The following is a 14,183-nucleotide window of genomic DNA, read 5'->3' as shown; positions in this document are numbered from 1 at the left end:
AATATTAGAAATTTTATTATTTATCGATTGTGATAATCTGATCAAACTTTATCTCGAAATTAAGTATCCGTGACTCCCCCTCTTCTCCACGTAAATTAACTCCGGGAATTATCAACCTGTAATCTTTAACCTCTTCATTCAACTCCGGGAATGTAAGCGCGTATGTAATTTTCGCATCGCTGTAAATCTCTTCTGTCCTATCGGGTAATCTAATAGATGAATTCGCTTTCTTCACATTTTTTACCCAGATCAGGTTGCCGCCGTAGTTAAAGCGCGGATAATAATGGATATTTCTAAAGCCTTGTCTCCCTCTTCTATGGAATCTCGAACGACCGGGATAGAACGGATAATAATGCCATCCATAATTTATTGAGAAATACGACCAGGCATCAGGCTCCACAACATGATAGTAAATATCTTTGGAATCGCTATTTTCTAATGACATAGGTAACGGTCTGTATTGATTTCCGAATGAATCCACCAACCGTGCCTTAGCGGGATTAAGATCAATTTTACTTTTACGATTATTCTTAACCGTTACCCAAAATGTAGGATGTAACGTTCCTTTGTTAGGATCAGGTAATATTACTCCCCTGACTGCTACTTCTACATTCTCTTTTGTCATTGTGACCGACGCCGATTGAAAATTCACATCCGCTTTGGCGGCTTGTTTTCCCGGCTCGATGTGGATGCTCCTCTGAGGACCCGAACAGCCGAATGCTGTGATTCCTGCGAAAATTAACACCGGTATTAAATATGACTTAACATTCTTTCTTTTCATAATTCATCATCCTCCGTTATCAGCACTGTTTGAGTATTCTCTTCGTTCTCTAATTAGTTAGATGATTGAAATAGGAAAACGTTTAAAATTTTAATAATAATTGCCGAAAATGATAATCAAGAAAATAAAACAAGGCTAATCAAATGATTAGCCTCACAGAAATAATTGTTATTATAGAATAACTCAGATCACTCTTTCGTTTCCGCCGTCAATAGGTATTTGAGCGCCCGTAGTTTTGGAAAATGAAGTGCCGGCTATAGTGCAGATCAACTCAGCCACATCCCGTGAAGTGATTTCCGTCTTGAGAACATTATTCGTCTTATACTCTTCAACGCTTATTCCATAATTATCTGCGCGTTCCTTTAACAGTTCCGGTGTCCAAATTTGGGTGTCATAAACAGCATTTGGATGAACCACATTGACTCTGATAGCGTCCCCACCGAGCTCTAATGCCGCCACCCTGGCTAGCTGAGTAAGTCCTGCCTTCGCCACCGAATAAGCTGCGGCTCCCGGTCCCGGTGCGGGCACGTTTTTTGATGCCACCATTACCACAGCAGGTTCAATTCCATTTCTTAGAAATGGAATGCATGTCTTAAGCAACAGTTGATGGCTCGTAAGATTTACAGCCAAGCTTTTATCCCAATCAGCTGCTTCCATATCTGATATATTGCTGCTTGACGGAAATATCCCAGCGTTACTCACCACTATATCCAATCCGCCGAATTTCCTTATGACAGCATCCACAGAATCTTTTACGCTTGATTCGGAGGTCAGGTCACACTCGATTCCAAAGATTCCTGCTTCTTTATTGAAATCAACGACCGCCGGATTTATATCTAATGCTGCCACTGCCGCTCCTCTTGCCAGGAGTAAATTTGCTACGGACTTACCGATACCACTCGCAGCTCCTGTCACTAAGGCTATTTTTCCTTGAAATTCGAGAGAGCTTCCGGTCTTTTTTAATTTCGCCTGTTCCAATTCCCAGTACTCAATTGCAAAAAGGTCTTTCTCCGGAAGGGCTGTCCATCCCCCAAGATTTTCCGCTTGCTGAATAGCGTTTATCGTATGATCTTTTATGTCTGATACTATTCCGGCGGCTTTCAGAGATGTCCCGAATGAAATTATTCCATGCTCTTTCCAGACAGCCCATCGTGGGGCGGAATCAAGGCTTGTTAATTTTCCGTCCGTATTGCGGTCGAAATATTTTTTATAAGATTCTGAAAACTCGTCAATATCCTTGATCGGCTCATTTCCCAAAATGACTGGCATTTGTTTGGTTCTGATAATATGGTCGGGCGTCAATGGTCCACGCGAGGAAATATCATTCAGATTTGAAAGGTTCGAATAAGCAACAGAATCTGCTCCATTGTCAAGCAGGGCAAGGATAGGCGCCCCGAATATTTCCATTACTTTTTTCCGTATGGAGGATAATGCTAATGGATCGTCTTTCGACTTTATTGATGCACCAGTGAGTTCTTTCCCGTTTTGTTTCAGATATTCTTCGGCTTCAGTGACTATATCAATCATTTTAAGATAGCTGCTTTTAGCGTCATCGTCGAATGTGAAAACGCCATGGTTCATCAAAATAATTCCCTGAAGATCTTCCCATTTAACGTCTTTAGTCATATCGTATATTTTTTGGGCGAGGATGAATCCCGGCATCACGTAAGGCACTATCAGCACTCTCTCACCGTAAATTTCTTTGATCTTATCCTCTCCGTTAGGAGTATTACTAATGGTAACAACAGCATCTGCGTGTGTATGGTCAACGAACTTAAATGGTATCAAGGCGTGCAGAACTGCTTCCACTGATGGAGTGGGAGCGCCTGGTTCGGTCATGGCCGCTCTTTGGAGTTTTACCATATCTGAATCGCCGAGACTATCGAGAGTTGCCATCTTTATCAGCTGCTCCAATTTTACGGGAGCGAACCCGGCGGCTTCAATAGTTCCAAGATCCCAACCGCTTCCTTTTATATATATTATCTTTTCCTCTTCGCCGAAGATATTTCTTTCACTCACTTTTACCGATGTGTTGCCTCCGCCGTGTAAAACAAGATTGGGGTCAGCGCCTAAGAGGCGAGATGTGTAAACTCTCATCCTAAGTGCATTGTCAGCGCGTTTTTTGCCTTCTGAGTCTATCCAAAGGCTTAGCATAAATATCCTCCCAGAATATAAATTTTAATTTGTATCTACATCCATCATAGTACGTATTTATTGAATAAATCGGCTTAATAATTTAGGCCGATAAGTGTGAAATGTAACAAATTAAAAATAGTTCTTGACAAATAAACCGACTGGTCATATATTGGCGCCGTGACAAAACACGAAGATAAAAAATTAGAGATTATTCAGAAAAGTTCTGAGATAATGTATCTCAAAGGATATAACGCAACAGGCGTGCAGGAGCTCGCCGATGCCGCAAATATCCCAAAAGGCTCATTCTATAATTACTTCAAGAGCAAGGAAGATTTCGCTATTGATCTTATGGATTCTTATTGTGCCATGGGCTGCCAAATGATGAGCGAGATATTAGAAGATAAATCGCTGACCCCATTAAAAAGAATCGAAAAGCTCTTTTCAGAAATGACCGAGCACTTTACAAAAGATGAAAAATTTCAGAAGGGATCTTTTGTAGGCAATTTATGTCAGGAGATGGGAGATATTAGTAAACCTATCAGTAAAGCGGCAGAGCGCAGCTTCAATCATATGAAGGAACCGATAATTAAATTATTGCAGGAAGCGCAAGATGCCGGTGAGATAAGCAAGTCACATGATATAGAAGACTTGGCGGAATTTATGATGAACAGCAAAGAAGGCGCGCTTTTACGGATGAAATCGAGTAAAAATGCGAGGCCGCTCAAGGTTTTTCAGGATATGATTATGCGCTTGCTCCTGATAAAATAAATAGCACAAAATTTTACACTATAAATTATAAACACATACTAACATTACTATTTTGGTATCCTAAGGAGTAAAGAAGAATGTCAGATACGACTAAAATGAGTAAATTTGAACAAAAGGTAGTCGCATATTCCAAATTTGTGATTAGATGGCGTTGGGTTGTTATTCCATTGGTGATCGCATTTGTTGCCTTTGCAGGCAGCGGCGCCCGGTTTATTCAATTCGACAATGATTACAGGTATTTTTTCGGTAAGGATAATCCACAACTTATCGCTTTTGATGCGCTGCAGGATATTTATACTAAAAACGATAATGTTCTCATTGTATTAGAACCGAAAGATGGTGACGTATTCACCAATCAGACTCTTGCCGCTGTGGAGGAACTGACTGAAAAGGCATGGCAAATTCCTTTTGCCATACGGGTGGACGGTTTGTCAAATTTTCAATATACGTATGCCGATGATGACGACCTCATCGTTGAAGATCTTTATACGGATGCGCTAAGTATGACTGAATCTGAATTAGAGCGCGCAAAGGAGATAGCTCTTAATGAAACAAGATTACTTGGAGTTGTTATTCCTCCTGATACAAAAGTGGTAGGAGTAAACGTTACTTTTCAATTTCCGGGCAAGGATGTTGCCGAAACATTTATCGTAGCTGACTATGTAAGGAATTTGGCAAAAGAGATTGAAGCCTCATACCCGGATATTAAAACCCATCTCACTGGGGTTGTTATGTTGAATCACGCTTTTGGTGAAGCGTCTCAGAATGACATGTCGACACTTGTGCCTTTGATGTTCTTAACAATACTTATAGTAATGGCCTTCCTGCTTCGTTCAGTCAGCGGCACGTTTTCTACGTTATTGATCATCATCTTCTCGATAGTAACTGCAATGGGTTTTATGGGATGGCTTGGGATTAAGTTAACAGGACCGTCTTCATCCGCTCCAACCATGATAATGACTCTTGCTGTGGCGGACAGTATTCATATTCTTATTATGATATTGCGTGAGATGCGTAACGGTTCTTCTAAATGGGATGCCATCACTGAAAGCTTAAGGGTTAATATGATGCCTGTGTTTCTAACCAGTTTGACAACTTCTATCGGCTTCCTCAGTATGAATTTCAGTGATGTTCCACCCTTTCATGATCTCGGCAACATCACGACTATAGGAGTTGTTTTTGCGTTTATATATTCCGTTTTGTTTCTCCCCGCAATTATAGCCGTTCTCCCTTTAAGGGTAAAGCAGCAGGATAAGGGCGGGAAACTCTTATTTATGGAGCGTTTAGCTGAATTTGTTATTATTAGAAAAACAGGTCTGCTCTGGGGTTCAGTAGTGCTTGTAATAGCTCTGGCCATGTTCATTCCAAAAAACGAGCTTAACGATTCGTTCGTTAAATATTTCGACGAGAGTATGGTGTTCAGGCAGGATACCGACTTCGTTGTTAATAATCTGACCGGTATCTATACAATTGAATATTCACTGGGAGCCGGAGAAAGCGGCGGAATCAGTAACCCGGATTATCTGAATAAACTTGAAGAATTTGCTGAATGGTATTTGGCTCAACCTGGAGTTGTTCACGTTTACAGGTTAAGCGAAACATTCAAACAATTGAATAAAAGTATGCATGGTGATAATCAGGAGTATTACACCATACCGGTGCAAAGAGATCTCGCAGCTCAGTATCTCCTGTTATATGAGCTTTCGTTGCCGTATGGTCTCGATTTGAACAATTCTTTAAACATAGATAAATCCGCGACTCGATTTACAGTTATTCTCAATGATGTCTCTTCGAGAGAAATTAGAGAACTTGCATCGAGGTCGGAACAGTGGCTGAGAGATAACGCTCCGGAATATATGTTCAGTTCCGGTTCAGGGCCGATGATAATGTTTGCTCACATATCTCGAAAGAATATTAATAGCATGTTAATCGGTACTACAGTCGCGATATTTGTTATCTCGATTGTGTTGATAGTGGCTATGCGCAGTGTGAAACACGGCCTGATAAGCCTCTTGCCAAATTTAGTCCCGGCTATTATGGGTTTCGGAGTATGGGGCATTTTTGTCGGACAAATAGGTATGGGCTTGGCTATGGTTACCGGAATGACTTTGGGTATTGTGGTGGATGACACGGTCCATTTTATGAGCAAATACCTGAGAGCGCGTAGAGAGAAGAATCTTAGCTCCGAAGATGCTGTCAGATATGCTTTCACTACTGTCGGAACAGCGCTTTTTGTGACTACCGTAATATTGGTGGCTGGATTCGGGATTCTTTCTCGATCAGCATTTGATTTGAATTCTGCCATGGGCAAATTGACTCTGATTACCATCACATTCGCGCTTATTACAGATTTCTTTCTCCTTCCCACGCTATTGATGAAAATTGGGAAATCGAAGGAGACAGAAGATACGACTGAAAACATTTCACAATTTGATGATGGGCTTCAACCCGTCACTGCTAACGAATAAAATAATAGAGGTTAAAAAATGTATATAAGTTCAAATTATTCAAACAAATTGAAAAAGAGCCTATTACTGATTTTCCCATTGATGGCTCTTCCGATGCTGTTTCCTGCGGATGCTAAATCACAAACTCCGGAAGAAAGAGGTCTTGAAATAGCAAAAGAGGCCGAAAAACGAGAGTCCGGATTCGGAGATTTCACGTCAGAACTGAACATGACTCTCAGGAATCGGCACGGCGAGGAAAGTACTCGACATATCCGCGTGAAAACCCTTGAAGTCATAGGAGACGGAGATAAATCGTTATCAATCTTTAATACTCCCAGAGACGTGAAAGGCACGGCATTTTTGTCCTTTAGCCACAAAGAGGGACCGGACGATCAATGGCTCTACCTTCCTGCGCTTAAGCGTGTAAAAAGGATTTCATCAAATAACAAGTCGGGTCCGTTTATGGGAAGCGAGTTCGCATTTGAAGATCTTTCATCTCAGGAGGTGGAAAAATATACTTATAAATACCTCCGCGATGAAAATCTAAATGGTATGGATTCTTTCATTTTAGAACGATATCCGGTGGATAAAAAATCGGGCTATACAAGGCAGGTCGTTTGGTTTGACAAAGCTGAATATAGACCTCTGAAAATCGTTTATTATGACCGAAAGAATGCCCTATTAAAAACCTTGGAGTACGATGATTACAGACAATATATTGATAAAATCTGGAGAGCTCATTCCATGTCAATGGTGAACCATCAAACAGGGAAAAGCACCTTGCTCACCTGGAAGGATTACAAATTTCAGAATGGCTACACCGACAGAGATTTCAACAAGAATAGTTTGAAAAACGCGAGATAATCTCCTCTGAATACAAAATTTATCTTGAAGCTGTTTTTATGTCTCCTTTTCCTGATAAGAATGGGAGACATAAATTTTGCTATTGCGCAAACAAGAGCCGAGCTGTCCGGTTCGGTCTCCGTAGAATCCCGGATTTATCAGAATTCTCCGCTTTTTCCCGAACAACATAGGAACTATTTGTCCGCCGCATTTAACCCCGAATATTATGTAGAATGGAGTGATGGCGATCAAGGCTTAATAATAGCGCCTTTTTTACGGTTAGATCAATTTGATTCGGAAAGAACACATTTCGACATCCGAGAATTTATCTGGCGGCTGTCGAAGAGGGATTTTGACCTTAAAATAGGTATCGGCAAAGTATTCTGGGGAGTAACAGAATCCCAACATCTCGTTGATATTATAAATCAGACTGACCAGGTGGAGAGTCCTGACGGCGAGGAAAAAATGGGACAGCCGATGATAAATCTCACTATTATAAAAGATTGGGGCTTCCTTGATCTGTTTATCCTGCCGGGATTTCGGGAACGAACATTTATCGGAAATGAAGGTCGCCTCCGATTTCCATTCATCATAGACACAAAGAGAAGTCAATTTGAAGCAACGAATGAAAACCAGCATATAGATTTCGCAGCGAGGTGGACGCACTCGATCAATATTTTCGATATCGGTCTCTCACATTTCTATGGTACCAGTCGGGAACCTCTGCTTGTTCAAACCGGATTGAACAATGGCTCCCCTACCTTTTCACCGAGATATGACCTGATAAATCAAACAGGTCTCGATCTGCAGGCGAGTCTTGGAGGCTGGTTATGGAAATTTGAGGGTATCGTGAGAAGCGGGCAGCAGAGACAGTTCACTGCCCTCACTTTTGGATTCGAATATACTCTTGTTGGGATTATGGATTCTGACGCAGATCTTGGAATTATTTCGGAATATCTTTACGATGATCGTGGCAACGATGCCTTTACGATCTTTGAAAATGATTTATTCCTCGGTGCGAGGTTGGCATTGAATGATGTTCAATCATCGGCTCTGCTTGCAGGTGTTATTTTTGACAACGATTCCGGGTCTAAACTTCTCCGAGTAGAAGGCTCAAGGCGGTTTGGCGCAGATTGGGTTGTTGAACTCGAGATGGCGGGATTTTACGGAGCAAAACCTTTTGACCTTATTTATGCCTTCCGCAAAGACGATTATTTGGAGCTAAAGGTTTTTAAATACTTTTGATGCCGTTTCTTTACTTAAGCAGTATCATCTTATTTCTGATACGAACGGTGCCTGCCATAAGTTCATAAATATAAACCCCACTCACCTGATTTGATCCATCCCACGTGACTTTATGGTTACCGGCAGGCATCGTGCCAAATAGTGGGCGTGCCACCTCCCGTCCGCGTATGTTATAAATAATCAGGCTCACATCTGAGCGAATTGGAAGCGAATATTCTATTGTCGTTTCAGGATTGAACGGGTTAGGGTAATTTTGAGAAAGCTCAAATGATTCCGGTGCCCCGATCACATCCAATTCAGAAGGCACCTGAAAACGATATACATCTATTCCGGCTTGAATAGGATTAACATATCTTAAAGTCAACTCATCACCGGTTGCCCAGACAGAAGCTCCTCCTTGTTCGAAGAAAAGCAGCCAGGTTGCATTTCGGTTCACTATAGAACGTATTTTAATTGCATTATTTTGATAATTTTCATTGATAACAACAATATAGTCTCGTCCGGTCATTCGATAACGCGCAGAAGCTACTGTTCCAACATCATTCCCGTATGTCGCTTGACCGTCTGCATTCCTGTTGATAACAGCTACTTCTATCTGTCTTCCGGCGCCGTCATTACCTTCCAAATCCCACAGCTCGAATGGAATCCGTAACTGCACGTTTGCGAATCCAGTTAAATCAGACACTCCAAATGCTTCTCGTTCCCATTGTGTGGAGAACGATCCGCCTGAAGTCACGGGACTGTCATTATCTCCGGCATCCACACCGGTAAATCTGAATTGGAGATCAACCTGTGAGGCATCTATTGTAGGTACATAAGTACTTGAGCCAAATTCAAACCAGAATCCTGTAGGATTTCCGAACAACTGAGCGTCGCCCCAGAGACTTAAACCTCCAGCACCTGTTTGTTCTACACTGCGAAAAGTTTTTGGTCCTTTAAAAATAATATCCTCAAATGTTACCTTAAATCCTTCCGTAATAGGGACAGTGCTGCTGTATTTATCATCGGGAAATGGTTCGGATTGAAATAACATAGTAGAAGTTGAAAGGTTTTCTAAATTGAAAGAAAACAGTGATTCTACTTTATTAATCGTAATTTCATAGCTCTCGTTCGTCAATGCTGAAGGGTCTGCGATCCGAAAACCCACCGAACCGTAAGCTGTCCCTTCTGTATGATCAACCGAATTGACTTCAGTGCCGAATGAAAGTTCACCTACCGGCATTATCAGCTCTGACACCCATATGTTCTGCTGCTTATCAACTATTGAATACCGCAAATTAAGCAGATGCCCATCCGGCGTATCATCCGCCATCACGAAATATCGGCTGAGCGTATCCCCTAATTCAGTGGTTCCGGGCAAAATATTTTCTACTTCCGTCATCTTCAGTGTATTTTGCTCTACGACATACTCATCAAATAAAAATGTGCCTACTGTAGCGGAACCAATACTGAGAACACTTCCGTTTTTGATTACCGGGCTAAAGACGATTTTCTCTCCTACGTTAATAGCGCCGTCTTCATTGATATTATCGCTCACGATAATAAGTTCATCCCATTCCACAGGCCCTAAAGTCGTTATATTATCCAGAAGATGATCCCACTTGGTTGTATCTGAGCCTGATATGACTAACACATTTGCGTACATACCATACGATTTTTGGATCACAAGTTGCTCAATCCCCCAGATACTGTCGTTGGCGGCTCCGTCAGCGCTGTTCCCATCGTCGGATAGATTTAGAGTCTCTTCCAAAACATTTTCATAATTATATATTTTCGCTATCACCTCATCTACGCTGTTATGAGCAGCTACTGTCAAATTCATTATCGCTTCAGATGCGGATGGATGAGTTATATCCAGATTCGCTCCGGGAATATCGCTGAACATATTTTGACCAAATGAAAGGGCTAACCGCGCAGTCTTTTTCATCTCTACTATGCTCTCAAATCTGCTCCCGCCTATTCCAGCAACAAAGGCAATTATCACTTCCTGAGTATCGCCTAAAGCCATACTGAACGGGCCCAAACTCATTATCATCCTCCGATCTCCCGGACCAAGTGGATTTCCGTCAACCCAACCTGTGCCTGCAACGGGATCACCGGCAAGCGTGAAGAGTGTTGCTATACCAGTAACAGGATCGATAAAAGGGTTGCCGGTTGCAGGTTGTAAACCACGCATCCTGTTATACCATTGAATCGTTGCTTCATATGTTCCAATGGGCGGATCACCAAAGGAAGGAGGTTCAAATATAAAAGATGACAACGACAAATTTTTATATTCATTACGGACACCAAAATCCCTGATCGCATCCTCTCCCGGAGAGGGAACAATTGGTCCCTGAATCAGAGTATAACCCACCGAGGGCGGAGGAAGTGCATATTTAAGAAATCCTTTATCAATATCACTTGAATTATAGACATATCCGGTATTTATTAAAGTATCCACACCAACAAAATCATCTCCAAAATCTCCTAAGTCAGGATCACTCCACTGGGATATGTACATACTGTCGATCGTAGCATCAACAGAAGTGCTATCGGTGCCTTTGTAGATCAGACGGTTTCGCCGGAATATTATATTTCCAAGCCTTCCCTCGCTGTCATATGCCCACATAGTAACCTGATGCTCTAATCCTATCGAAGGTGATCCTAAAAATCCTGTAACAGCACCGTCAGAAAGATCATTTGCAACAAACCAGATAACCTGATCTGCATCTGCCAAACCGGGTCGGTCATTTACCGGGTCATAAACACCGTCACCGTTATCATCATAATAAGGAGCGCCTTTTTCCCAAGGCCATTCATTCCAGTCGGTTTGATATTGTGCTCTTATCTCGGAAATTTGAGCATCGCTTACCATCGAATCTGCCACAAATTGAAACAATTCTTTTGCATCCTGTGTTAAGTCAGCCGTAGCCCAGTCCTCCCTGATCCGCCAAATTCTGACGTTAGATGAAGTAGGATCTTCAGCTATTCCTGTCCGTTCACCTAATATTGCTCCCTCAAGTGTGCCGGAAATATATGTATTTCCACCTGCCCTCAATCTCGGTTCATTGCCGTCATTAACCAATCCCGCCCAGAGAAAGCCATCAGCGAAGATAACCCCTGCTGTTCCTTTCGGGAATACCACTCCCGAATTACCCGTGAACGGGTTTCTCCCTGACCAACCATCAGCTCTAATCCAATATGAAATATTGTTCACGTTGGACAGAGTAGCCCGCGGCTTTCCCGCTACTTTACTCAGAGCGAATTTATTTGAATCAGGCGGTTCCTTGGCAATGAGAGAGATAAATCCAATAAAAACCGCCATTATTATAAAAGCAGCTAAGTATGAATATCGTTTAATCATCTAATAATTAGAGTCAGTTGAGTAAAATAATCTACTTTATTTTACGTTTTAAACTACGAATAGTTCAATAATAATAGATCGTAAACTTGACTATGCCGAAAATTGAAGGAATGATTAAAAAGAATGTCAAGCGCGATACGGATAATATGGGATACTGTTGCGAAAAATGAGAATATTAGTCTTCCATCAAAAAATGCTTTGTCAGTAGGTAAGTTTCAATCTAAGCTGCATAAAACCTGTTTCTTTGTGCAAGTGTTCGTACTCTTCAATGAAACCGTATTTCTTGTAAAAGTTTCGACCAATAGTGTTATCCTTAAATACATCAAGTTCCAAAGTATCCCGAATACTTCTGGCATGGTCCATCAATGCGCGTCCTATTCCTTTCCCATGATATTCGGGATCCAAAAATATCGCCCCTACTTCATTCCCGATAAGCGCAATGAATCCAACAACAGCGCCGTTTAACTCATAGACCCATGTCCCGGCATTTGGCAGATTAACAGACTCTATGTTCTTTCGCTCTTGTTCCAAAAATTCTTCGCTAAGGAACGGATGCGCAACCTTAGAAGCCGAATACCACGCTTCCAACAATTCTTCTAAATCCTTATCTTCATATTCCCTTATCATCTTTACCTCTGTTCCGTCGAAATACAATACCCCGCTAAAAAGAAATAATTAGTGTTAAAACAGCCGGTAACAGCAGTCTAACAGTCGCTATTTTCACCTTTTGATAGATTGTTACCCGGCTTTATTTGCCGTAGTTAACGCCACAGCTTACAGTTGTCAAGCTGATTGTCTTATCTTATTGGATAACTTTGATAATATTCATTGACTTTCTGTTCAATATGAGGTAAAACTCACGGTTCGCAACAGGGGAACTATAAATTTAGAAGGGATTTAAGATTCAGATGGAAATACGGAACATAGCGATAATAGCTCATGTTGATCATGGCAAAACCACGTTGACAGACCATCTTATGCAGCAGACGAATATGTCTGACGGGAGTGTGACGATGGATAGTAATGCTCTCGAGCAGGAACGTGGAATTACGATTTACTCAAAGAATACATCGGTTTATTATAAAGACACGAAAATTAATATTGTTGATACTCCCGGTCATGCTGATTTCGGCTCGGAAGTGGAGCGGGTCCTGCGGGCTATCGATTCTGTGGTTCTCGTAGTTGACGCTCAGGAAGGACCCATGCCGCAGACAAAGTTCGTGCTGAAGAAATCTCTCGAACTTGGTCTCAAACCAATTGTCGTAATAAATAAAATTGATAAACCCGCGGCTCGTCCGGATGAAGTACACGAATTGATCTTCGAACTCTTTTTGGACCTTGGCGCAAACGATGAGCAGCTCGATTTTCCCACCGTTTATGCAATCGCAAGAGAAGGAACGGCAAAGCTCCGATTAGACGATGAAGAAATTGATCTCTCTCCTCTTTTAGATACTATTTTGGCGCATGTTCAACCGGCATCAAGCGAAGACGCCAAGGACAAACAGCTTTTGGTTCAGACATTCAATCTCGGTTATGATAATTATCTCGGACGGTTAGCCGTGGGAAGAATATATGAGGGGAAAATCAGCAGTTCCAGCCAGGTAACTGTTAAAACCGCTGACGGCGAATCCAGAACGGGAGTGATAAATAAACTCTTCACTTTCGAAGGTATCAACAGAAAAGAGGTGGACTCGGCAAGCGCCGGCGATATTATAATGGTATCCGGACTTTCAGACATATATATCGGCGAAACTATTTGCGAAAATGAGGATCAGGATGCGCTTCCCGCGATTGATATTGACGAACCGACCATCTCTCTGAATTTTTTGATAAATAACTCTCCGTTTGCGGGACGTGAAGGAAAATACGTTACTAACAGGCAGCTTCGGGAACGACTCGAAAAAGAATTAGAAATAAACGTCGGACTGCGGATAGATTTTTCGTCCACTCATTTCTACAATGTGTTAGGGCGCGGCGATATGCACATCGCTATCTTGTTGGAAAATCTACGCAGAGAAGGATTTGAGCTTCAGATTTCGCAACCGCACGTTATCATCAAAGAGGAAAACGGCAAAAAAGTCGAACCGTTTGAAGAGGTGACGGTTAATGTGCCGGAAGAACTCACGGGAGTTGTGATAGAAAAACTCTCACGGCGTAAAGGGAATATGCTTGAGATGAACCCGGAACATGGCGCAGTGAATCTAATTTTTGAAATCCCTTCCCGCGGTCTCCTGGGTTATAAAAACACTTTCATCGTTGATACGCGGGGCGAAGGAATCTTATACAGCAGAGTTATCGGGTTTCGTCCGCATGTAGGTCCAATTGCTAAACGGAACGTCGGCTCAATGGTATCAATGGCGACAGGAAAGGCTCTTGGGTTCTCGCTTTTTAATCTTCAAAATCGAGGCGCATTGTACGTGGGGGCAAACGTTGAAGTTTATGAGGGAATGGTTATCGGCAATACTTCAAAGGGAGACGATATGACCGTAAATCCCATCAAGGGAAAACAACTCTCCAATATGCGCTCTTCAGGTGCCGATGAAGCTATCCGACTTACTACTCCGTTGGAGATGACCATCGAAAAAGGGATGAGCGTTATGAGCGATGATGAATATCT

The 14,183-nt window shown here is 42.0% G+C and carries 9 protein-coding genes; 5 read left to right on the top strand and 4 right to left on the bottom strand.

The genetic code is table 11. From position 1 onward, the window contains the following. Window positions 1-16: 16 nt before the first annotated feature. Both IIB39_10585 and IIB39_10580 read right to left on the bottom strand, forming a co-directional pair. Window positions 17-781, bottom strand: a complete 765-nt coding sequence (locus IIB39_10585; protein ID MCH8929144.1) for a hypothetical protein — start codon at window positions 779-781, stop codon at window positions 17-19. A gap of 183 nt (window positions 782-964) precedes the next feature. Beyond that, entirely contained in the window at window positions 965-2,935 is a 1,971-nt protein-coding gene (locus IIB39_10580) for a bifunctional aldolase/short-chain dehydrogenase (GenBank protein MCH8929143.1), read from the bottom strand. Between the two features lie 159 nt (window positions 2,936-3,094). Here IIB39_10580 and IIB39_10575 point away from each other — a divergent pair, with 159 nt between their 5' ends. The 4 genes from IIB39_10575 (at window position 3,095) to IIB39_10560 (ending at window position 8,220) form a co-directional block, all read left to right on the top strand. Continuing rightward, entirely contained in the window at window positions 3,095-3,685 is a 591-nt protein-coding gene (locus IIB39_10575) for a TetR family transcriptional regulator C-terminal domain-containing protein (GenBank protein ID MCH8929142.1), read from the top strand. 95 nt (window positions 3,686-3,780) lie between these two features. Further along, the gene (locus IIB39_10570) at window positions 3,781-6,153 is read left to right on the top strand and encodes an MMPL family transporter (GenBank protein MCH8929141.1); all 2,373 of its coding nucleotides are present in this window, start codon (window positions 3,781-3,783) and stop codon (window positions 6,151-6,153) included. Between the two features lie 81 nt (window positions 6,154-6,234). Continuing rightward, on the top strand, window positions 6,235-6,996 hold the full coding sequence (locus IIB39_10565; protein ID MCH8929140.1) for an outer membrane lipoprotein-sorting protein: 762 nt from the start codon (window positions 6,235-6,237) through the stop codon (window positions 6,994-6,996). A gap of 60 nt (window positions 6,997-7,056) precedes the next feature. Then, a complete protein-coding gene (locus tag IIB39_10560; GenBank protein MCH8929139.1) occupies window positions 7,057-8,220 on the top strand; it encodes a hypothetical protein in 1,164 nt (387 codons plus the stop codon). 10 nt (window positions 8,221-8,230) lie between these two features. On the opposite strand, the gene IIB39_10555 is transcribed toward IIB39_10560, so the two are convergent. Beyond that, on the bottom strand, window positions 8,231-11,527 hold the full coding sequence (locus tag IIB39_10555; GenBank protein ID MCH8929138.1) for a T9SS type A sorting domain-containing protein: 3,297 nt from the start codon (window positions 11,525-11,527) through the stop codon (window positions 8,231-8,233). A 240-nt stretch (window positions 11,528-11,767) separates the two neighbouring features. Continuing rightward, the gene (locus tag IIB39_10550) at window positions 11,768-12,193 is read right to left on the bottom strand and encodes a GNAT family N-acetyltransferase (protein MCH8929137.1); all 426 of its coding nucleotides are present in this window, start codon (window positions 12,191-12,193) and stop codon (window positions 11,768-11,770) included. 281 nt (window positions 12,194-12,474) lie between these two features. Here IIB39_10550 and typA point away from each other — a divergent pair. Then, window positions 12,475-14,183: translational GTPase TypA (gene typA / locus IIB39_10545; GenBank protein ID MCH8929136.1), on the top strand; the 1,709-nt coding region annotated here is incomplete at its 3' end.

The organism is Candidatus Neomarinimicrobiota bacterium, from assembly GCA_022573815.1.
In the GTDB taxonomy this organism is placed as follows: Bacteria; Fidelibacterota; SORT01; order SORT01; family SORT01; genus JACZTG01.
This window is presented reverse-complemented; position numbering and strand designations above follow the sequence as displayed.